Source organism: Streptomyces sp. NPDC104226, from assembly GCF_055584085.1.
Genome location: NZ_JBVJMS010000003.1, coordinates 616,323 through 636,741 on the forward strand (window position 1 = coordinate 616,323; position 20,419 = coordinate 636,741).

General features: G+C 72.5%; 21 protein-coding genes and 1 tRNA gene. 5 read left to right on the forward strand and 17 right to left on the reverse strand.

What is annotated here, in order from left to right:
* Positions 1-72: 72 nt before the first annotated feature.
* From ACZ60J_RS12680 to ACZ60J_RS12720, 9 genes are all read right to left on the reverse strand, one after another.
* The gene (locus ACZ60J_RS12680) at positions 73-513 is read right to left on the reverse strand and encodes a DUF6278 family protein (protein ID WP_469681252.1); all 441 of its coding nucleotides are present in this window, start codon (positions 511-513) and stop codon (positions 73-75) included.
* A 268-nt stretch (positions 514-781) separates the two neighbouring features.
* Positions 782-1,561, reverse strand: coding sequence for an exodeoxyribonuclease III (locus tag ACZ60J_RS12685; RefSeq protein ID WP_274550217.1), 780 nt, complete (start codon positions 1,559-1,561; stop codon positions 782-784).
* A 30-nt stretch (positions 1,562-1,591) separates the two neighbouring features.
* On the reverse strand, positions 1,592-2,224 hold the full coding sequence (locus ACZ60J_RS12690; protein ID WP_469681254.1) for an MBL fold metallo-hydrolase: 633 nt from the start codon (positions 2,222-2,224) through the stop codon (positions 1,592-1,594).
* A gap of 43 nt (positions 2,225-2,267) precedes the next feature.
* Positions 2,268-2,342 (reverse strand) — tRNA-Trp (locus ACZ60J_RS12695).
* Positions 2,343-2,372: 30 nt separating this feature from the next.
* Positions 2,373-2,963, reverse strand: a complete 591-nt coding sequence (locus ACZ60J_RS12700) for a hypothetical protein (protein ID WP_469681256.1) — start codon at positions 2,961-2,963, stop codon at positions 2,373-2,375.
* Entirely contained in the window at positions 2,960-4,123 is a 1,164-nt protein-coding gene (locus ACZ60J_RS12705; protein ID WP_274550214.1) for an ROK family glucokinase, read from the reverse strand. Before ACZ60J_RS12705 ends, ACZ60J_RS12700 begins: the two co-directional genes overlap by 4 nt.
* 16 nt (positions 4,124-4,139) lie before the next feature.
* Complete coding sequence (locus ACZ60J_RS12710) at positions 4,140-5,012, reverse strand: ATP-binding cassette domain-containing protein (RefSeq protein WP_469681258.1); 873 nt, start codon at positions 5,010-5,012, stop codon at positions 4,140-4,142.
* The gene (locus tag ACZ60J_RS12715; RefSeq protein ID WP_469681260.1) at positions 4,982-6,037 is read right to left on the reverse strand and encodes an ABC transporter permease; all 1,056 of its coding nucleotides are present in this window, start codon (positions 6,035-6,037) and stop codon (positions 4,982-4,984) included. The genes ACZ60J_RS12710 and ACZ60J_RS12715 overlap by 31 nt, the downstream gene beginning before the upstream one ends.
* Positions 6,034-7,053 (reverse strand): sugar ABC transporter substrate-binding protein, encoded by a 1,020-nt coding sequence (locus tag ACZ60J_RS12720; protein ID WP_469681262.1) that lies wholly within the window; start codon positions 7,051-7,053, stop codon positions 6,034-6,036. Before ACZ60J_RS12720 ends, ACZ60J_RS12715 begins: the two co-directional genes overlap by 4 nt.
* 206 nt (positions 7,054-7,259) lie before the next feature.
* On the opposite strand from ACZ60J_RS12720, the gene ACZ60J_RS12725 reads away from it, so the two are divergent.
* Complete coding sequence (locus tag ACZ60J_RS12725) at positions 7,260-8,264, forward strand: Gfo/Idh/MocA family protein (RefSeq protein WP_469681263.1); 1,005 nt, start codon at positions 7,260-7,262, stop codon at positions 8,262-8,264.
* Between the two features lie 114 nt (positions 8,265-8,378).
* Here ACZ60J_RS12725 and ACZ60J_RS12730 read toward each other — a convergent pair whose 3' ends face one another.
* The 3 genes from ACZ60J_RS12730 to ACZ60J_RS12740 all read right to left on the reverse strand — a co-directional run bounded on the left by ACZ60J_RS12730 (position 8,379) and on the right by ACZ60J_RS12740 (position 11,322).
* Positions 8,379-9,563: a cytochrome P450 family protein gene (locus ACZ60J_RS12730; protein ID WP_469681265.1), complete on the reverse strand. Its 1,185-nt coding sequence runs from the start codon at positions 9,561-9,563 to the stop codon at positions 8,379-8,381.
* Between the two features lie 54 nt (positions 9,564-9,617).
* Positions 9,618-10,532: a DMT family transporter gene (locus ACZ60J_RS12735; protein ID WP_469681267.1), complete on the reverse strand. Its 915-nt coding sequence runs from the start codon at positions 10,530-10,532 to the stop codon at positions 9,618-9,620.
* A gap of 175 nt (positions 10,533-10,707) precedes the next feature.
* On the reverse strand, positions 10,708-11,322 hold the full coding sequence (locus ACZ60J_RS12740; RefSeq protein WP_469681269.1) for a dihydrofolate reductase family protein: 615 nt from the start codon (positions 11,320-11,322) through the stop codon (positions 10,708-10,710).
* Between the two features lie 170 nt (positions 11,323-11,492).
* On the opposite strand from ACZ60J_RS12740, the gene ACZ60J_RS12745 reads away from it, so the two are divergent.
* Entirely contained in the window at positions 11,493-12,227 is a 735-nt protein-coding gene (locus ACZ60J_RS12745) for an SDR family NAD(P)-dependent oxidoreductase (protein WP_469681271.1), read from the forward strand.
* A 6-nt stretch (positions 12,228-12,233) separates the two neighbouring features.
* Here ACZ60J_RS12745 and ACZ60J_RS12750 read toward each other — a convergent pair whose 3' ends face one another.
* The 3 genes from ACZ60J_RS12750 to allB all read right to left on the reverse strand — a co-directional run bounded on the left by ACZ60J_RS12750 (position 12,234) and on the right by allB (position 15,282).
* Positions 12,234-12,689 (reverse strand): pyridoxamine 5'-phosphate oxidase family protein, encoded by a 456-nt coding sequence (locus ACZ60J_RS12750; RefSeq protein ID WP_469681273.1) that lies wholly within the window; start codon positions 12,687-12,689, stop codon positions 12,234-12,236.
* A gap of 137 nt (positions 12,690-12,826) precedes the next feature.
* Positions 12,827-13,945, reverse strand: a complete 1,119-nt coding sequence (alc, locus tag ACZ60J_RS12755) for an allantoicase (protein ID WP_469681275.1) — start codon at positions 13,943-13,945, stop codon at positions 12,827-12,829.
* A gap of 2 nt (positions 13,946-13,947) precedes the next feature.
* Positions 13,948-15,282, reverse strand: a complete 1,335-nt coding sequence (allB, locus tag ACZ60J_RS12760) for an allantoinase AllB (RefSeq protein WP_469681535.1) — start codon at positions 15,280-15,282, stop codon at positions 13,948-13,950.
* Between the two features lie 337 nt (positions 15,283-15,619).
* On the opposite strand from allB, the gene ACZ60J_RS12765 reads away from it, so the two are divergent.
* Positions 15,620-16,423, forward strand: coding sequence for an IclR family transcriptional regulator (locus tag ACZ60J_RS12765; RefSeq protein WP_469681276.1), 804 nt, complete (start codon positions 15,620-15,622; stop codon positions 16,421-16,423).
* A gap of 143 nt (positions 16,424-16,566) precedes the next feature.
* Here the strand turns inward: ACZ60J_RS12765 and ACZ60J_RS12770 are convergent, their stop codons facing one another.
* Positions 16,567-17,259, reverse strand: a complete 693-nt coding sequence (locus ACZ60J_RS12770; protein ID WP_469681278.1) for an ABC transporter ATP-binding protein — start codon at positions 17,257-17,259, stop codon at positions 16,567-16,569.
* A complete protein-coding gene (locus ACZ60J_RS12775) occupies positions 17,256-18,344 on the reverse strand; it encodes an ABC transporter permease (RefSeq protein WP_469681280.1) in 1,089 nt (362 codons plus the stop codon). Before ACZ60J_RS12775 ends, ACZ60J_RS12770 begins: the two co-directional genes overlap by 4 nt.
* Before the next feature lie 134 nt (positions 18,345-18,478).
* On the opposite strand from ACZ60J_RS12775, the gene ACZ60J_RS12780 reads away from it, so the two are divergent.
* Positions 18,479-19,732, forward strand: a complete 1,254-nt coding sequence (locus ACZ60J_RS12780; RefSeq protein WP_469681281.1) for a sensor histidine kinase — start codon at positions 18,479-18,481, stop codon at positions 19,730-19,732.
* Positions 19,729-20,364, forward strand: coding sequence for a response regulator (locus tag ACZ60J_RS12785; protein WP_469681283.1), 636 nt, complete (start codon positions 19,729-19,731; stop codon positions 20,362-20,364). Before ACZ60J_RS12780 ends, ACZ60J_RS12785 begins: the two co-directional genes overlap by 4 nt.
* Positions 20,365-20,419: the final 55 nt, after the last annotated feature.

Here is a 20,419-nt window from a genome sequence, read left to right on the forward strand (position 1 = left end):
GCGGAAGGGCACTTCACCGCGACACGCTTAAAAGCCGCATAAAGGCCCGCGAGGTCAGCCTTCCGTGGAGCGTCAGCCCTCCGAGGCCTCGGCGTACGCCTGGCTGAGCTCGGGGGATCCCGTCATCGCCCAGGACACCCCCGACTCGACCACGTTCAGCTCGCGGCCCGAGGCCAGCCGGATCATCGGCTGCCCGTTGGGCCACACCTGCCAGGCGGCGCCCGGAACGGAGCGGATGATCACGGTCCCGAGGTAGAAGCCCGCGTCGTTGCCGAGCCACGGGGTGATCTCCGGATCCCGGCGCCAACGCGGCATCAGCTGGTCGATCTCCTCCAACGAGCCCGGGCTCTCGTCGAGTTCGAGCCCGGCCGAGCGCGCCTGGGCGCGCAGCATCTCGCATTCCGCGAACAACTCGTTGATGCCCTCCGGGTCGTCCGCGAGGGCCGCGGCGAGTCCCGCGCCCCGGTCCGTTTCATGTCGGTTGATCCAGTTGGCCAGGAAAGGGATGTTCATGGGGCCAGCCTGACACCAGGATGCACGACCGGCCATAGGGCGCGCCTGAGGAACCGGGGCCGGACCCGGCCGGGACGGCCGCCGGACCCGGCCGGGACGGCCGCTAGGCCGTCTCTTTCGGATCTTGTCGGCCGAGTCCGCGGTGTCCGGTGCCGTGGCTGGGCGTGCTGTCGGGGCGTTCGCGTACTGGGCGTACGTGGTCGTCTCGGCAGTGCGGCCAGGCGCGGTGCCGGGCGCCGCGGGCCCGGCACGATCCGAAAGAGACGGCCTAGACCTCCAGGTCGACGACGACCGGCGCGTGGTCGGACGCGCCCTTGCCCTTGCGCTCCTCGCGGTCCACGTAGGAGTCGGTGACGGCCTTGGTGAAGGCCTCGTTCCCGTAGACCAGGTCGATGCGCATGCCGCGGTTCTTCGGGAAGGCCAGCATCCGGTAGTCCCAGAAGGTGTACGGCCGGTCGTACTTGAGCGCGCGCGGGAAGACGTCGGAGAGCCCGGCCGTGCGCAGGGCCTCCAGGGCGGCGCGCTCGGCGGGGGTGACGTGGGTGAGGCCCTCGAAGACGGCCGGGTCGTAGACGTCCTCGTCGGTCGGGGCCACGTTGAAGTCGCCGAGCACCGCGAAGGGGCGCTCCCCCGCCGCATCCTCGGCGACGGCGGCGGACAGGGCCCGGAACCAGTCCAGCTTGTAGCCGTAGTGGTCGTGCTCGACCTCGCGGCCGTTGGGCACGTACACCGACCAGACGCGCACGCCGCCGCAGGTGGCGGAGATGGCGCGGGGCTCCTGGACGCCCTCGTAGTCGGGCCCGCCGGGCAGGCCGGTGACCACGTCCTCCAGACCGACCTTGGAGAGCAGCGCGACGCCGTTCCACCGTCCGGTGGCGTTGACGGCCGACTCGTAGCCCAGCGCGCGGAGCTCCTCGTACGGGAACTGCTCCGCGGAGCACTTGGTCTCCTGGATGCACACGACATCGGCGGCGGAGCTCTCCAGCCAGGCCAGCAGGCGCGGCAGCCGGGCGGTGATCGAGTTGACGTTGAACGTGGCGATACGCATGCCGTCCAACCTACCGCCCGGCACCGACAGTCACAGTTCGGTGGTGGCCCCGGCGGTGAGTCGTTCGTACGCGGCGCCGCCGAGGCTGCCGATCTGCGTTGTGTAGATCGGCATGATGAGGTCGGTCAGACCTGCGTCGTGGATGGCGAGGGTCTGGCGGGGCTTGACCTCGCGGACGTAGTCGATCACTTCGGCGATCTTGTTCCAGGGCGCGTGCACCGGGAGCATGAGGGTCTCGACGGGGGTCTCGGGCACGGTCAGCGCGTCGCCGGGATGGAAGACGGAGCCGTCCACCAGATAGCCGACGTTGGTGATCCGCGGGATGTCGGGGTGGATCACGGCGTGCAGTTCGCCGTGCACCTGGACGTCGAAGCCCGCCGCGCTGAAGGCGTCCCCGTGGCCCACGGTGTGCACGCGGCCCGGATAGGCGGCGGCCAGCTTCTGCGCGACGCTGCCCAGGGTCCACAGCTGCGCCGCCGGGTTCGCGTCGAGGGCGGCGCGGATCCGGCCCTCGTCGAAGTGGTCGAGGTGCTCGTGGGTGACGAGCAGGACGTCGGCGCCGAGGCCGGCGTCCGGTTCGCTGAAGGCGCCCGGGTCGATGACGAGCACGCGCCCGTCCTTCTCCAGCTGGACACAGGAGTGCAGCCGCTTGGTGAGCTTCATGATCCAAGGCTAGCGGCGCGGGCTCCGGTGCGCGGGGTGAAGACGGAGCCGACCGGATTCGAACCGGCGTCCTCGCGGTTTTGGAGACCGCGCGCGACGACCTCTGCGCTACGGCCCCGTCCCGGGCGGCACTCTACCGCCGCTCCGCCTAGGGCACTGCCGTGGAGACCACGTAGACCTTGGGGTACCCGGGGTGGCTCAGGTCCACGGTGATGTCGCGGGTGGGCCGGGGGTCCGGGGCGTCCAGGGTGATGCCGTACCAGCTGCCCTTCGAGCCCCAGCGCCAGCCCGCGGACGCGGTGTCGCTCGGGGAGATCGACACCCCGCGGGTCAGGTCCTCCCGGCTGGTGCCGACCTCGGCGAGGAAGGTGTCGAGCTCCTCGGGGGTGACCCCGAACTGCACGTACAGCCGGCTGGTGTGCCAGTTGTTGGTCTCCAGGTACCCGACCCGCGAGGCCTTCACCGGGATCGGGACCTCGTAGATGCTGCGCTGCACCTTGGAGGGCCAGCCGGTGCGGACCTTGGCGGCGCCGACCTTGGCGGCCTTGTCGCGGCCGCTCTGGCGGCTCTGCTGGGCGGAGACGGCGAGGTAGCCCGCCGGGACCCCGACCAGCAGCAGGATGATGATCGCCGTGATCCAGCGGCGCCGCACCACGTGCTTGCGGTCCTCGGCGGGGGCGGGCGCGCCGGACCCCGCGTCGGGAGACGGGGCCTGGCGGGGCAAAGAGGGCGGTGTCACTGCTGGTCCTGGTCCTCGGGGCCGGTGGTGGTGTCGCGCCGGCCGAACTGCGCGTAGCGCTCGTACCGCTCCACGCGCCGGCGCGTGGCACGGCGGAAGCGGCGGGCGACCAGCCGGGAGAGGTCGGCGGCGCCGACCATGCCGGCCTCGGGGCCGAGCTGCGCCTTGGCGATGCGGGCCTCGGGGCGGTAGCCGCGGCCGGTGAGGTGGCGGCGGAAGGCGTCCCGGGCGGGGCCGATCAGCAGGTCGTCGGCGGCGCTGACGCCGCCCCCGATGACGAAGCAGGAGGGGTCGAGGGCGGCCGCGAGGTTGGCGATGCCGACGCCGAGCCACTGGCCGATGTCCTGGAGGAGCTCGACGCACATGGCGTCGCCCTCGCGGGCCAGCTCGGTGATGAGCGGCCCGGTGATCTCGTGGACGTTGCCGCCGACCCGGGCGATGAGGTTGTACGCGACCGGGGAGTCGGCGGCGGCCAGCTCGCGGGCCTCGCGGACCAGGGCGTTGCCGGAGCTGTACTGCTCCCAGCAGCCGCGGTTGCCGCAGGGGCACCGGTGGCCCCCGGGGACCACCTGCATGTGGCCGAACTCGCCGGCCACCCCGTAGCGGCCGCGCTTGACCTGGCCGCCTTCGAGGATGGCCCCGCCGATCCCGGTGCCCAGGGTGATCATGACCAGGTGGTCCTCGCCCCGGCCGGCGCCGAAGCGCCACTCGGCCCAGGCGGCGGTGTTGGCATCGTTGTCCACCATGACCGGGACCGCGAGCCGGGACTGGAGGGCGTCGCGCAGCGGTTCGTCGCGCCAGGCCAGGTGCGGGGCGAACAGCACGCGGGAGCGGTCGGCGTCGACCCAGCCGGCGGCGCCGATGCCCACGGCGTGCACGTCGTGCCGGTCGGAGAGGTCGAGGACCAGCTCGACGATGGTGTCCTCGACCACCTTGGGGCTCTTGGACTTGTCCGGGGTCTCGGTCCGGATCTTCTCCAGGATGACCCCGTCGGCGTCGACGACGCCAGCCATCACCTTGGTGCCGCCGATGTCGATGCCGACGGTCGGAACGCGCGGGGCGGTCAGGTGCGACCTGCGCTCACGGGTCCCGATGGTCCGCAGGACGGTGCCTCGCGCCGCCCCCCGGTGGGCGAGCGTGAAGTCCCGGTACGTGCTCATCGAGTCGTGTCGTCCCTCATGGTGCGGTGGTGCCGGATGTGGTGCCGGATGCGCTCTCAGGTCCTGATTCTGCCACTCGCTCCAGTTCGTGGCTCAGTTCGTCGAGCTCGGAGCCGCCCGCCATCTGCCGGGTGAGCTCGTCCAGGGTGATCGAGTCGCGGGTGTGACTGCCCGCCATGGTGCCGCGCTTGAGCAGCACGAACCGGTTCCCGACCAGGTAGGCGTGGTGCGGGTTGTGCGTGATGAGGACCACGCCGAGGCCGGCGTCACGGGCGGCGGCCACGTACTTGAGGACCACGCCGGACTGCTTGACGCCGAGGGCGGCGGTGGGCTCGTCGAGCACGAGGACCTTCGCGCCGAAATGGACGGCGCGGGCGATGGCCACGCACTGCCGCTCGCCGCCGGACAGGGTGCCGATGGGCTGGTCCACGTCGCGCAGGTCGATGCCCATGCGCAGCAGCTCCGCGCGGGTGGTCTCGCGCATGAGCTCCACGTCGAGGCGGCGGAAGGGGCCGCGGCCCTTGGTGGGCTCGGAGCCGAGGAAGAAGTTGCGCCAGACGGGCATGAGGGGGACCACGGCGAGGTCCTGGTAGACCGTGGCGATCCCGTGGTCGAGGGCGGCGCGCGGGTTGGCGAGCTCGGTCTCCTCGCCCTCGATCTCGAAGGTGCCGGCGTCGTGCTTGTGCAACCCCGCGATGATCTTGATCAGGGTGGACTTGCCGGCGCCGTTGTCGCCGAGGACGCAGGTGATCTCCCCGGCCGAGACCTCCAGGGAGACGCCCTGGAGGGCGCGGATGTTGCCGTAGAACTTGCTGACGTCGGTCAGCTTCACCAGTGCGGTGTTCACGTCGCCGGTACTCACTTCGCCTCCGCCCGCTTGCGGACCCATGCGTTGAGCAGCGTGGCCAGCAGCAGCATCGCGCCGAGGAAGAACTTGAACCAGTCCGGGTTCCACTGGGCGTACACGATGCCGTTGCTGGTCATGCCGAAGATGAAGGCGCCCACGGCGGAGCCGATGGCCGAGCCGTAGCCGCCGGTCATCAGACAGCCGCCGATGACGGCCGCGATGATGTAGAGGAACTCGTTTCCGACGCCCTCGCCCGACTGGACCACGTCGAACGAGAAGAGGATGTGCTGCCCGGAGATCCAGGCGCACAGGGCGACGCCCATGTACAGGCCGATACGGGTCTTCACGACCGGTACGCCGGTCGCCCGGGCGGCGTCCGCGCCGCCGCCGACGGCGAAGATCCAGTTCCCGGCGCGGGTGCGCAGCAGGATCCAGGTGGCCACGGCGACCAGGAGCAGCCACCACAGGATGGTGACCTTGAGGGTGACCGAGCCGAAGGTCCACTGCGAGGCGAAGAGCGCGCGGGCCGAGTCGAAGCCCTCCATGTCGGCGATGGTCTTGGTGGAGACCGAGCCGCTGATCAGCTTGGTGAAGCCGAGGTTCAGGCCGGTCAGCATCAGGAAGGTGCCGAGCGTGATGATGAAGCTGGGCAGTTTCGTGCGGGTCAGCATGAACCCGTTGAAGAACCCGATCGCCAGGGTGACCAGCAGCGATACGAGGACGCCCACCCAGACGTTCGCCGTCATCTGGTAGCTGAACATCGAGCTGAAGAGCGCCGAGGTGGTGACCATGACCCCGGCGGACAGGTCGAACTCGCCGCCGATCATGAGCAGGGCCACCGGTACGGCCATGATGCCGATCGTGGAGGCCGAGTACAGGATCGTGCTCAGGCTGGAGGCCTGCAGGAAGCTGTCGGCGGCGAAGGAGAAGAAGACGAAGACGGCGATCGCACCGACCACCGCGCCGAGCTCGGGCCGGCCGAGCAGGCGGCGCAGCAGCGAGGTGGGTGCGAGCCGCTCGTCGCGCGGGGCGGGGGCCGGGGCGGACGCCTTGGTGGCGGTGCTCATCGGCTGCCCCGGTTGATGAACTGCTCCAGCTTCGCCGCCTCGGCCCCGGTGACGATCTGCGGCCCGGTGAGCACCGGGCGGCCGCCGCCGAGCACGTCGGCGTTGTAGCGGTAGAGCCAGAGCAGGTCCACGGCCTCGTAGCCCTGGAGGTAGGGCTGCTGGTCGACGGCGAATCCGAGGGCGCCGGACTTCAGGTCGCGGGCCACGGAGGCGTTGAGGTCGAAGGTGTCGACCTCGGCCTTGCTGCCCGCCGCCTCCTTGGCCTTGACGGCCGTGGGGGCGAAGGGCGCGCCGAGGGTGAGGATCGCGTCGACGGAGGGGTCCGCCTGGAGCTTGGCCTGCAGGGCCGCCTGGACGGACGGCATGTTGGTGCCCTCGACGTACAGGTTCTCCATGGTCCCGCCGGACTCGGCGAAGGTCTTCTTCGCTCCGGCGCAGCGCTGCTCGTGGCCGACGTTGCCCTGCTCGTGCAGGACGCAGACGGCCTTCTTGCGGCCTCGCTTGCCCAGCTCGGTGCCGACCGCCTCGCCGGCGATCTCCTCGTCCTGGCCGATGTGGGTGAGCGCCCCGTACGCGGCGGACTGGGCGGATCCGGAGTTGACCGTGACCACCGGGATGCCGGCCTTGACGGCCTTGGCGAGGACGTCCTTGAGCGCCTCGGGCTTGGCGAGGGAGACGATCAGCCCGTCGACCTTCTGGTCGATGGCGTTCTGGACGAACTGGGCCTGCTGCTGCGCCTGGTCGTCGTGGGCGTAGACGAAGTTGATGTTGTCCTTCGCCGCGGCCTCCTTGGCGCCCTTCTGCACGATGTCCCAGAAGGTGTCGCCGTCTCCCGCGTGGGTGACCATCGCGAAGGTCCAGCGCGGAGTGGAGACGGCGGGCCGGCCCGCCGCCTCGGCCTTCGCGCGGTCCTCGGCGCGCTTGCCGCCCGTACTGCTGCAGCCCACGAGGGAGGCACCCAGTACCGCCGCGAGCACCGCGCCCACGAGGCGTACCCCTGTCCGAACCCTAGCCACGTCTGCCCGTGCCTTTCGCTTGTCGGGCCGTTCCGCGGGCGCTGTCCCGCCGCGGTACCCGGTCGCCGAAACGGTCGTTTGTTTCACGCCGCAGCCGCCCAGTATCCGTCACAGTGCACCATGCAAGGTCATCGGGGCCATTGCGGACCGTGCCGGACACAGCGGGACAGATTGACAGCTCCCCCGGACGGGGCCACGTTGAGTGCATGCGCATCGGGCTCATCGGAACGGGCCGGATCGGTTCCTTCCACGCGGCGGCACTGGCACGCCAGGCGGACGCGGGATCGCTCCTGCTCGCCGACGCCGACCCCGCGCGGGCGGTGCGCCTCGCCGACCGGCTCGGGGCCACCGCCGCGCCCTCCGTCGAGCAGGTCTTCACCTGGGGCGTGGACGCGCTGGTGGTGGCCTGCGCCACTTCGGGGCACGCGGACCTGGTCGTACGGGCGGTCCGCGGCGGGCTGCCGGTGTTCTGCGAGAAGCCGGTGGCCCCGGACCTGGACCGCACCCTGGCGGTGCTGCGCGAGGTGGCGGCGGTCGGCGGGGTGCTCCAGCTCGGGTTCATGCGCCGTTTCGACGCGGGCTACACGACGGCGCGCGAGCTGGTCCGCTCCGGGGCCCTGGGCCGGCTGCACACCGTACGGACCACGACCGCGGATCCCTCGCCGCCGGCCGCCGAGTACCTGCGGACCTCGGGCGGGCTGTACCGGGACTGCCTGGTCCACGACTTCGACATGGTCCGCTGGGTGACCGGGCACGAGGTGAGCGAGGTGTACGCGACCGGGTCGGACGCGGGGCCGGAGCGGTTCCGGGAGGCCGGGGACGTGGACACCGCCACCGCCGTCCTCACCCTCGACGACGGGACGCTGGTCTCCAGTACCGGTACGCGGTGCAACGGCGCCGGCTACGACGTGCGGATGGAGCTGGCCGGGGAGCTGGACCAGGTCTCCACCGGGCTGGACGACCGTACGCCGATCGCCTCCACCGAGCCGCAGGGGCCGCCCCCGGCGACCAAACCGTGGCCGGGGTTCCTGGAACGCTTCGCGCCCGCCTACGAGGCCGAGCTGGAGGCCTTCGTCCGGCTGGTGCGGGGCGAGGGCCCCAATCCGTGCGACGGGGTCGAGGCGCTCGCCGCGTTCCGGGTGGCGGAGGCCTGCGAGCTCTCGCGGCGCGAGCGGCGCCCGGTGGCCATGGAGGAGCTGGCGGACCTCTGAGGCCGGCGGCCGGGTGTCCGGGGGGCGTGAGCCGCCCGGCGAGCTGCCCCGCCCGTGGGTCCGCCGGTCGTAAGCCGCTCGTCCCGTCCGCTGTTCCCGTCCCGCGCACGCCCGCTACCAGCGCACCGGGTGGCGGATCGTCCCCCGGATCAGGGTCCCGCGCGCCCATTCCAGGGGAGCCGGCTCCTCCCGGAGGTCCGGGAAGCGCTCCACCAGGGAGCGGATCGCGATCCGGCCCTCCAGGCGGCCGAGCGGGGCGGCGACGCAGTGGTGGATGCCGTGTCCGAAGGCGATGTGACCGCCGCGGGCCGGGCGGCGGATGTCGAAGGCCTCGGGGCGTTCGAAGCGGGCGGGGTCCCGGTCCGCCGCGGCGAGGCAGACGAGGATGGCGGAGCCCGCCTCGATGAACGTGTCGCCGATCTCCAGGTCCGTGCCGGCGAAGCGGAACGTGGCGGTCTCCACCGGGCCGTCGTAGCGCAGGATCTCCTCGACGGCGCCGTCGATCAGTCCGTCGGGGTCGGCGCGCAGGGCGGCGAGCTGGTCGGGGTGGGTGAGCAGTGCCCGCATCCCGTTGGAGATCAGGTGCACGGTGGTCTCGTGCCCGCCGACCATCATCAGGACGGCCATGGCGACCAGCTCCTGCCGGGAGAGCCGGTCTCCCCCGTCCAGCCTGCTGGTCGCCCAGTCACTGAGCAGGTCCTCGCCGGGACGGGCCGTCCTGGCGTCGACGAGCTCGGCCGTGTAGGCGGTCATGGCGCGCACGGCCGCGTTCTCGGCCTCGACGCCGGTGGGCGAGACCATCTCGGTGATCCAGCCGTGGAAGGCGCCGCGGTCGGCCTCCGGAACCCCGAGGAGCTCGCAGATCACGGTCATGGGCAGCGGCCGGGCGAAGGCCTCGATCAGGTCGGCGCGGCGCTCGGGGAGGGCCTCCATGCCGTCGAGCAGTCCGTCGACGATCTGCTGGATGCGCGGGCGCAGTTCCTCGATCCGGCCGGGGGCGAAGGAGCGGGAGACGTGCCGGCGCAGCCGGGTGTGGTCGGGCGGGTCGGCGCGCATCATGTTGGCGCTGGCCTCGGTCCGTTCCCGGTCCGTGTAGAGCCCGGAGGTCAGCCAGTTCTTGGAGACCGCGGGGTGGGTGAGGGCCTGGCGGGCCTCCTGGTGACCGACGATCAGCCAGACCTCCTGGCCGTCCGCCGCCTTCACCCGGTGGACGGGCCCCTCCGCACGCAGGCGCGCGTAGTGGGGGTACGGGTTTTCGTTGAAGTCTTCGGCGATCGTACTGAGGTCCAGAACCGGCATGTCGCCACCCTAGATGGGGAGTTGATCGCTCCGGAGCGCCTTTCGGCCATTCGTTCAGCCAGCCGTGCGCCGCCCCCAGGCGGTCCCCGCGAGCACCAGCGCGACGCCCGCGAATCCGGCCGCGCCGAGCCGCTCGCCGCCGATGGCGATGCCCGCGGCTGCGGCCCACAGGGGTTCGGTGCCGAGCAGCAGGCTGACGCGCGAGGGGGAGGTGCGGCGGACGGCCCACATCTGCACGAAGAAGGCGAACAGGGTGCAGAAGACGGAGAGGAAGGCGAGCCCGGCCCACTCGGCGGGGCCGAAGTCGGCGGCGGCCGCCCAGGGGCTCGCGCCGGTGCCGGGCAGCAGGGCCAGTACGGCGAACACGGCGACGGCGGTACCGAGCTGGACGGTGGTCAGGGAGAGCGAGTCGGCCTCCTGCACGGCCTTGATCCGGGCCATCAGCAGGACGTGCACCGTGCGGGCGAGCGCGGCGCCGAGGATGAGGAGGTCGCCGAGGCTCGGGGCAGTGAAGCCCGCCCCCTGGGTGAGCAGCACGACTCCGCAGACGGAGACGGCCGCGGCGCCGAGGAAGGCGGGCGAGGGGGCCGTGCGCCGGACGGCGGACTCGGCGAGCGGGGTGAAGATCATGGTCAGGCTGATGATGAGCCCGGCGTTGGTGGCGGAGGTGTGGACGACCCCGTAGGTCTCCAGCAGGAAGATGCCGCCGAGTACGAGTCCCAGCACCCCGGCGCCGCGCAGTTGGGCGGGGGTGAGCGCGCGCAGCTTGCGCCGGCCGGCGACGGCGAGGACGGGCAGGACCAGTGCGAAGCGCAGGACGAGCACCGCGATCACGGTGTGCGTCGTGGTGACGCCCTTGGCGGCGAGGTAGCTGCCTCCCCAGACGACGGCGACGAGCAGGACCGGCAGATCCGCGAGCCAGGCCCTGCGGGGGGCGGCGACGGAAGCGGGGGCGGCGAGGGTGGACACCGGTTCTCCAACGGCAGAAGGCAGGTGGAGACTTCGGCGGCTCGCACGGGGGGCGAGCCCAAGCTACCCGAGCATGATCGGCCGGTCGAGCCCTTTGATCCCCGGGCGGCGCCCCCGGCCCCCGGCCCCCGGGCCGCACCGCCGGCCCCCGGGCGGTGCGGGACGGGGCCCGGCGTCAGGCGAAGGTGCCGAACGCGGCGCGCCCCGTCGGCCGGTAGGTGTGGACGGCCGTGCCGGCCGAGGTGGTGCGGGAGCCCGTCAGCTCGAAGGCCGTGGGCAGCCCGCCCGTCGGGAACAGCCGCCGTCCGCCGCCCAGGAAGACGGGGAAGACCAGCAGGTTCAGCTCGTCCACCAGGTCCCGCGCCAGTAGCCACTGCGCCAGCGCGCCGCTGCCGTGCACCTGCAGCTCCCCCTCGGTCGCGTCCTTGACCCGTACGACCTCGCTCTGCAGCTGCTCCCCGTCGATCGCGGTGGCGGGGCCCCAGGCGGGCTCCTTGAGCGTGGTCGAGGCCACGTACTTGGGCAGCCGGTTCAGCCGGCTCGCGACCGGGTCGGCGGGGTCGTCGTGCTGCGGCCAGTAGGAGGCGAAGATCTCGTAGGTCCGGCGGCCGAACAGGAAGGCCCCGGCCCGGTCGAAGACCTCGGTGATGAACTCCCCCATGCCTTCGTCAGCGAAGGGCACGAGCCACCCGCCGTACGCGAACCCGCCGCTCGGGTCCTCCTCCGGGCCCCCGGGGGCCTGCATCACGCCGTCGAGGGTCAGGAAGGTGGTGAGGGTCAGCTTTCCCATGGCACTGCGCTCCTTGGCTCCGGTACGTCCGCTGTCACGGGTTCAGACTCCCGGGCCGCCGGTAACTCATCGCTCCGCCGCGCGCGAACGCGATGTCCGTTTCCCGCCAGCGGTGTTGTCCCCCGGGCGATTTCATTGAACTCGCAACCAATCAACGCGGGAGGAACACCATGAACGGCAGCCCAGTGGCCCTGGTGACGGGTGGCAGCAGGGGAATCGGCGCGGCGACCGCGCTGCGGCTGGCCCGGGACGGGGCCGACGTGGCCCTCACCTACACCGAGGACGCGGAGGCGGCCCGGGCGGTCGCCGGGAAGATCGAGGCGCTCGGCCGGCGCGGCCTGGTCGTGCGCGCCGACGCGGGTGACGCGGAGCGGGCCGCCGGGGCGGTGGAGGAGACGGTACGGAGCCTCGGCCGGCTCGACGTCCTGGTCAACAACGCCGGGGTCGGCGTGCTCGGCCCCCTGGAGGGACTCACCCTCGCGGAGGTGGACCGGGTCCTCTCGGTCAACGTCCGGGGCGTGTTCCTGGCCTCCCGGGCCGCGGCCGGCCGGATGGGCCGGGGCGGGCGGATCGTCACCATCGGCAGCTGCATGACCCAGCGGGTGCCGGGCCCGGGCGGGACCCTGTACACGATGAGCAAGGCGGCGCTCGCGGGCCTGACCAAGGCCCTCTCGAGGGAGCTCGGCGAGCGCGGGATCACCGCGAACCTGGTCCACCCCGGGCCGGTGGACACGGACATGAACCCGGCGGACGGCCCCTACGCCGCCGCGCAGTCGGCCGCGACGGCGCTGGGCCGCTTCGGCACCCCGGAGGAGGTGGCCGCCATGGTCTCCTTCCTCGCCGGCCCGGACTCCGCGTACGTCACGGGCGCGGAGTTCTCGGTGGACGGGGGGTTCGCGGCGTAGGGCCCGTCAGGGCAGCCAGCGGCCCGCCTTCATCAGGTCGCGGCCGGCGATCTCGTCGGCCTCGCGCCAGGCCTGGATCCACACGGGCGTGACCCGGAAGTACGGATAGGGCGTCTTGAGGGCGCTCGGGTCGAAGCCGGAGTGCGCGGCGAAGGCCTCGATCTCGCCGGGTGCGAGCTCCGCCGCCTCCAGCCGGGTCACGGAGCCCTCGACGAGGACCACGTCGCGGGTCGCGCCGAAGGCCAGCCGGGCACGGCCGCTCGCCGCGAGGTTGCGTCCGGTGGGCAGGGTGCGTCCCGTCGACAGCAGGAAGGTCTCCCCGTCCCACCGGAAGGAGAGCGGCACGAGGGTCGCGACGCCTTCGGCGTCCGCGGTGGCAACCCAGACGTCGACGTCGCTCCCGAACCGGGCCAGCGCGTCCTCGCGCCGCTGCTCCGTCGTGCGTGGCGTGCTCTGCTCCATCGTGGCCCCCCTGGGTCTCCGCCGTAGGGGCAGGCTAGCAACGCCCGCAGGGGCGCACCGTCGAAACGGTGCGCCCCTGCGGGGTGTTCGCGCGTGCCCCGGGGGTGTCGGCCCCCGGGGCGGTCACGAGGGTAGCGTCAGCCGCCCAGCTCCTGGTGACGGGCGGTGTGCGCGGCGGTGCCGGCCTCCGTCAGCCCGCCGAAGAGGCGCAGGCGGGAGAAGCCGCCGTCCGGGAAGATGTCGATGCGCACGTGCGTGCCGACCGCCGGGGCGTCGAGCACGAAGCGGTGGTTGGTGTCGGGCTGCAGGCGGGTGCGCGGCAGGAACTCCGTCCACTCGCCCTCCTCGCCGGTCTTGATGGACAGCGAGGCCCAGCCGGCCGAGTTGCCCTTGAGGTACGCGGTGTCGATCTCGACGGCGCGGATCTCGGACTCGGCGACGAGCTGGTAGCGGATCCAGTCGTTGCCGTTGTCGCGGCGGCGGGCGGTCTCCCAGCCGTCGTCCATCTTGCGGGAGCGGCCCGGGTTGATGGTGTTGGTCGGCGGGGAGTAGAAGCGGTTGGAGGCGTCCTGGACGGAGCCGCCGTTCTCCAGGGCCACCACGTCGAAGGAGCCGAGCGCCGCGAGCCACTTCGGGTCCGGGACGACCTCGCCGTAGACGCGCAGGCGGGCGATGCCGCCGTCGGGGTGCTGGTTGACGCGCAGGTGCGTGAAGCGCTGCTCGGCGTCGACCTCGAAGCCGTTGGCCGCGTGGCCGCCGACGGGGGTGCGGGGGACGATGGTCGTCCACTTGATGTCGTCGCCCTGGAGCTCCGCCGGGGTCGGCGCGAGGGCGCCCTCCCAGTTGGTGGCCTCCACGGAGACGGCCTGCGGCATGTTGCCGCGGAAGTGGGCGGTGTCGACGACGATGCCGCGGATGACGCCGGGGGCGCCCAGGCGTACGAGCGCCCAGTCGTGGTCCTCGGGGGTCGGCCAGGGCTGGGTGGCGGAGATGCCGCGGCGGCGGCGGGTCTCCCAGCCGTCCATGACCTTGCCCTTGTGGCCGAAGTCCTCGGGGTCGAAGTGCGCGGCCTCGGAGATCAGCAGGTTCTCGCGCTGGGCGAAGAACTCGTCGTTGGCCTCGATGACACCGGCGCCGAGTTCACGGGCGGCGAGGTTCGCGTACTGGGTGAACGGGAAGTCCGCGCTGCGGTAGTCCGCGTACGGGTCGCCGCCTCCGTACGGGTTCGCGTTGCCGGTGAAGGATTCAATCGCCACTGTCAGTTCTGCCTTTCAAGGAGTCGGCCGGTGGGCTCGGACGGGGTGCCGTGGTCGGCGATCTGCGTACCGCGCAGCCAGGTGGACTTCACGACGCCGTGCAGGGTCTTGCCCGCGTACGCCGTGACCTGGTTGCGGTGGTGCAGGTGGGCCGGGTCCACGGTGAAGGTCTCTTCGGGGGCCAGGACGGCGAAGTCGGCGTCGCGGCCGGCCTCGATCGCGCCCTTGCTCGCCAGACCGGCGAGGGCGGCCGGGGCGGTGGACATCCAGCGGACGACGTCCTCGAGGGTGCGGCCGCGCTTCTTCGCCTCGCTCCAGATGGCCGGAAGGCCCAGCTGGAGGGAGGAGATGCCGCCCCACGCGGTGGCGAAGTCGCCGGTCTTGAGGTCCGCGGTGGAGGGTGAGTGGTCGGAGACGATGCAGTCGATCGTGCCGTCGGCGAGCGCGTCCCACAGGACGTCCTGGTTGGCGGACTCGCGGATGGGCGGGCAGCACTTGAACTCGGTGGCGCCGTCCGGGACTTCCTCGGCCGTGAGGGTGAGGAAGTGCGGGCAGGACTCGACCGTGATCCGTACGCCCTCGGCCTTGGCCGCGGCGATCAGCGGCAGAGCGGAGGCGGAGGACAGGTGCAGGACGTGGACGCGCGCGTTCAGTCGCTTCGCCTGGTCGATCAGGTTGCGGATGGCGTCGTTCTCGGCGTCCTGCGGACGGGAGGCCAGGAAGTCGGCGTACTTGGGGCCCGGGTTCTGCGGCGCGGAGTCCAGCTGGTGCGGGTCCTCGGCGTGCACGATCAGCAGGCCGCCGAAGCCGGTGATCTCGGCGAGCGAGGCGGCCAGCTGCTCCTGGTCGAGGAGGGGGAACTCGTCGACGCCGGAGGGCGACAGGAAGCACTTGAAGCCGAAGACGCCGGCGTCGTGCATCGGGCGCAGGTCCTTGACGTTGTCCGGGAGCGCACCGCCCCAGAAGCCGACGTCCACGTGCGCCTTGGTCCGCGCCACGTCCTGCTTGACCACCAGGTTGGCGGTGGTCGTGGTCGGCGGCAGCGAGTTCAGCGGCATGTCGAGGATGGTGGTGATGCCACCGGCCGCGGCGGCGCGGGTGGCCGTCCAGAAGCCTTCCCACTCGGTACGACCGGGGTCGTTCACGTGGACGTGGGTGTCGACCAGGCCGGGGAGGAGCACGTCGTCGCCGAAGTCCTCCAGCCGGGCCCCGGCCGGTACGTCGGCCTCGTACGGCAGCACGGCCGCGATCTTCCCGCCGGCGACGGCCACCGAAGCGGCACGCGTCCCCTCGGGGGTGATGACGCGCGTCGAGCGCAGTACCAGTTCCACAGCCAGGTCGGACACCGGAACCTCCCCATCTACTTCCACAGAGCGAAATTCAACGTTCTGTTGACGGAGTCTTCACGTCGATCCGGAACCAGTCAAGAGCGCCCGGACGGACCACTGACGTCTACGTACCGCAATTGGATGTTTCCACAGGATGGAATTAAGATTTCGCTATGCAGAATGTAGCTACCACCACCAGGAACCGGACGGGTAACTTCCCGAGGACGTCCGCCACCAGGACAAACCGCCTCTGACCGGCGGGGACGGCATCGCCCCGGCTCTAGGGCCGACGCAGACCGACCGGTAGGCTGCTTGCTTGCCTGCCAGCACCGAAAGGACCGCGCCCGTGCCGACGTCCAGCGCCAGCACCACCGACGCCTCCACCAAGCCCACCGCCGCCAGCGGTGGCGTCCAGTCCCTCGAGCGCGCCTTCGATCTGCTCGAACGCATGGCCGACGCCGGGGGCGAAGTCGGCCTCAGCGAGCTCTCCGCCGCCAGCGGTCTGCCGCTGCCCACCATCCATCGCCTCATGCGCACCCTCGTGGCGTGCGGCTACGTCCGGCAGCAGCCCAACCGACGGTACTCCCTCGGACCCCGGCTGATCCGCCTCGGCGAGTCCGCGTCGCGGCTGCTCGGCACCTGGGCCCGCCCGTACCTGGCGCGTCTGGTCGAGGAGACCGGCGAGACCGCGAACATGGCCCTGCTCGACGGGGACGAGATCGTCTACGTCGCCCAGGTGCCCTCCAAGCACTCGATGCGCATGTTCACCGAGGTCGGCCGCCGGGTGCTGCCGCACTCCACCGGCGTGGGCAAGGCGCTGCTCGCGTACACCCCCGCGGAAGAGGTCCGGGCGCTCCTCTCGCGCACCGGGATGCCCGCCGCGACCGAGAAGACCATCACCACCCCCGAGGGCTTCCTGGACGCCCTGGAGGTCGTCCGGCGGGTGGGCTACGCAGTCGACGACAACGAGCAGGAGATAGGAGTCCGCTGCCTGGCGGTCTCCGTGCCGAACTCGCCGACCGCCGCCGCGATCTCCATCTCCGGCCCGGCCGGCCGGGTGACCGAGGCCGTGGCCGAGTCCTTCGTGCCGATCCTCCAGGGCGTCGCGGCCGAGCTGTCGGTGGCCCTGCAGAGCCAGAACCCGGCGTAGGCCCCGGCCGGGCGGTAGACCCGAAAGAGCCCGGCGCCCCTCCGAAGGGGCGCCGGGCTCTCGCGTACCCCCGGACGCGCCGGGGGCGCACGGCGCAGCCCCCTCCGGGCTGCCGGAGGGGGCTGTGCCGCTGATGGCGCCGGTCAGGCCGCCGGGACGGAGTCCGCGCCCTGGGTCAGACGGCCGTCCGTCATCGACGCCGTGGCGTCCATGCGCTCCAGGTGTGCGTGGTCGTGGGTGACCAGCACGGTGGCCGTGGAGCGCTCGCGGGTGAGGGTGACCAGCAGATCCAGTATCGCGGCGCCGCGCTCGTGGTCGAGGGCGCTGGTGGGCTCGTCGACCAGCAGCACGGCGGGCTCGTTCATCAGGGCCCGGGCGATGTTGATCCGCTGGCGCTGCCCTCCAGAGAGCTGGTGCGGCCGCTTGTCGGCCTTGTCGGCCAGGCCCACCGCGTCCAGCAGCTCCAGGGCCCGCCGGCGCAGGGCTCGCGCCGGCCGGCCGGAAAGGTGGGCCATCACCTGGAGCTGTTCGGCGGCGGTGAGCGAGGCCAGCAGGTTCGGCTGCTGGAAGACGATGCCGATCTTCTCCCGGCGCAGCGCCGACTTCTCGCCCGCGCCGAGCTGCGAGGTGTCCTGCCCCGCCACGACCACCCGGCCCGCGTCGGGCGTGACCAGGGTGGCGGCGACCGCCAGCAGGCTGGACTTCCCGGAACCGGAGGGGCCGACCACCGCCGTCAGGGTGCCCGCGGGCACCTCCAGGCCGACCGCGTCCAGCGCCGTGAGGCGGCCGTCGCCGTCCGGGTAGGTGAGCGTGACGTCGTGCACGAGCAGGGTCATCGGGCGCTCCCGAGAGCGGTCAGGGGGTCGACGGCGGTGATCCGCCGGATGGACAGGGCGGCGCCCAGCGCGCCGAGCGCGATCATGACGGCGGCCGGGACCAGCACGGTGGCGGCGTCGAGGACGAAGGGCACGGCACCGCCGCTGATCAGCGCTCCGAAGCCGGCCGCGAGCGCGGTGCCCGCGCCGGTGCCGAGCACCAGCATCACCACCGCCTGCCCGAGGGCGTCCTTGAGGAGGTACGGAGTGGAGGCACCCAGTGCCTTCAGCACGGCGATGTCCCCGCTGCGCTGGATGGTCCAGACGGTGAAGAAGGCTCCTATGACCAGGGCCGAGATGGCGAAGAGGAACCCGCGCATCAGCTGGAGCGAGCCGTTCTCGGAGGTGTAGGAGCCGATCGCGCTCAGGGCCTCGTCGACGGTCTGCGCCCTGGTGCCGGTGGCCCGGTCGCCGGCCGCCCAGTCGACGCCCTTGCCGTCCAGGGCCACGACGGTGGCGAGGGTGTCGATGGATGTGCCGGGGTTCCCGACGCGCTGCCAGTCGTTGAGGTCCATCCAGACGACCGGGGTGTGGCTGTAGGCGGCCGTGCCGGAGACGCCGGCCACGGTCGTCTCGACCTGGCCGATCCTGAGCTTCGCCCCGGCGGTCAGCCCGCCGAGCTCCTTGGCGGCCTTCTCCGTGAGGACCACCCCGCCCTGGGCGAGACCGCCGTCCCGGGGCGCGAGGGGGCCCGCCGGATCCACGCCGAAGACGGACACGGCCGCCGTGCGCTCACCCGAGACCACGTTGGTGGTGCGGATGCCCAGCGGCTGCGCCGAGGTCACCCCGGGCTGCTCCCGCCAGGCCAGCCAGGCCTTCTCGGGCACCTGGGAGTTGGTGAAGGAGACCTTCTGGTCCCCGGCGGGCGCGGCGAACGCGAGGCGGGTGGTGGCGGGCAGCCCGGTGACGGCCGAGATGTTCTCCCGTGCCAGGCCCGCGGTGAGCCCGGACAACAGGCCGACCAGCAGCGTGATCAGCAGTACGACCGACCCCATCAGGGCGAAACGGCCCTTCGCGAACCGTAGATCTCTCCATGCGACGAACATGTTCCCCACCTTGGTCTTCCGCGTGGACACAAGGCATCGCGCCACAGTAGGGATCCTCGTATCGAAGGGCGCACCAAGACATCAATCCTTTGGTTGACCGGGGCCCCCGGACCCGGACTTACGCTGGTCAGGCCATGACTCCTTCGTTCCCGCCCGCCGCGGCCGCCGGCCCCGCACCCGCCTCGCCCGCGCACCCCGCCGCCCCCGGCGTCCGCACCCTCACCCCCGTCTCCCGCATCCTGCGGCTGTGCCTGCACGCGCTGCTGTTCGGCCTGCTCGCCCTCGCCGCCGGGCGGGCCGTCGCCGACTCGGCGCCGCTGGCCGGCTGGGTGGTCGCGGCCTGCGCGGTGCTGGCCGGCGTGTACCTCGCGGGCGTACTGACCCCCGCGGTGCACCGCTCGGCGCGCGCCGGGGCCGTGTGGCTGGCCGGACTGTGCACGGCCTGGGCCGCGCTGCTGGTGGTCTCCCCCGACGGGCTGTGGATCGCCTTCCCGCTGTACTTCCTGGAGCTGCACCTGCTGCGGCTGCGCTGGGGCGTGGCTGCCGTCGCCGTGACGGCGGCCACGGCGATCGGCGGCTTCCTCGCGCACAGCAGCGCGGTGACCCCGGGAGCCTTCCTCGGGCCGCTGCTGGGCGGCGCCGTGGCGGTGGCGACCGTACTGGGCTACCAGGCGCTGTACCGGGAGAGCGAGCGGCGCCGCGAGCTGATCGAGGAGCTCATCACGACCCGGGCCGAGCTCGCGGCGGCCGAGCGGAGCGCCGGGATCCTGGCGGAGCGGGAGCGGCTGGCCCGGGAGATCCACGACACCCTGGCGCAGGGCCTGTCGTCCATCCAGCTCCTCCTGCGGGCCGCGGAACGCAGCCTGCCCGAGGGCTCGGCGGCCCTTCCGCACATCGGCCGGGCCCGGGAGGCCGCCCAGGAGAACCTCGCCGAGGCGCGTCGCTTCGTACGGGCCCTCACGCCTCCGGACCTGGAGCACGGGTCGCTGCCGGCCGCGCTGGAGCGCCTCTGCACCGGGGCTCCGGGCCCCCGGGTCCGCTTCTCCCTGAGCGGCGCCCCGCGCCCGCTGCCCACCCCCTACGAGGTGGCGCTGCTGCGGATCGCGCAGTCGGCGCTGGCCAATGTGGTGCGGCACGCGGAGGCCGGACGCGCCGAGATCACCCTGACCTTCATGGACTCCTCCGTGACCCTGGACATCGTCGACGACGGCAGGGGCTTCGACCCCTGCGCGGCCTCCTCCGCCCCCTCGGGCGGGGGCGGCTTCGGGCTGCCGGCGATGCGCTCGCGGGCCGAGACCCTCAGCGGCCTGTTCACGGTCGAGTCCGCCCCCGGCCAGGGCACCGCCGTGGCCGTCACCCTTCCCCTGCCCGCGGAGGCCCTGTCATGACGATCCGCCTGCTCCTCGCCGACGACCACCCCGTGGTCCGGGCCGGGCTGCGCGCGGTGCTGGACACGGAGCCGGACTTCGAGGTGGTCGCGGAGGCGGCCACGGCGGAACGGGCGGTGGAGCTGGCCCGCTCCGCCGGGGTCGACGTGGTCCTGATGGACCTCCAGTTCGGCCCCGGCGGCGGCATGCACGGCTCGGCGGCCACGGCCCTGATCACGGCCGGGTCCCCGTCCCCCCGGGTGCTGGTCCTGACCACGTACGACACGGACGCGGACATCCTGGCCGCGGTGGAGGCGGGCGCCTCGGGCTACCTCCTCAAGGACGCCCCGCCGGAGGAGCTGGCGGCGGCGGTCCGCACCGCGGCGGCCGGCCAGTCGGCGCTGGCCCCGGCGGTGGCGCTGCGCCTGATGGACCGCATGCGCACCCCCGCCGAAGCCCTGACCAAGCGCGAACTGGAGGTGCTCCAGCTGGTCGCGGACGGCCTGTCGAACCAGCAGATCTCCAAGGAGCTCTTCCTCAGCCAGGCCACGGTCAAATCCCACCTGGTCCACATCTACGCGAAGCTGGGCGTCGACTCCCGCACCTCGGCCGTGGCCGCAGCCGCCACCCGCCGCCTGATCCGCACGCCGTGACCACACCCTGCGGTGCCGTCTCCTACGCCCTTCCACCCCGGACCCGCCGGGGTGT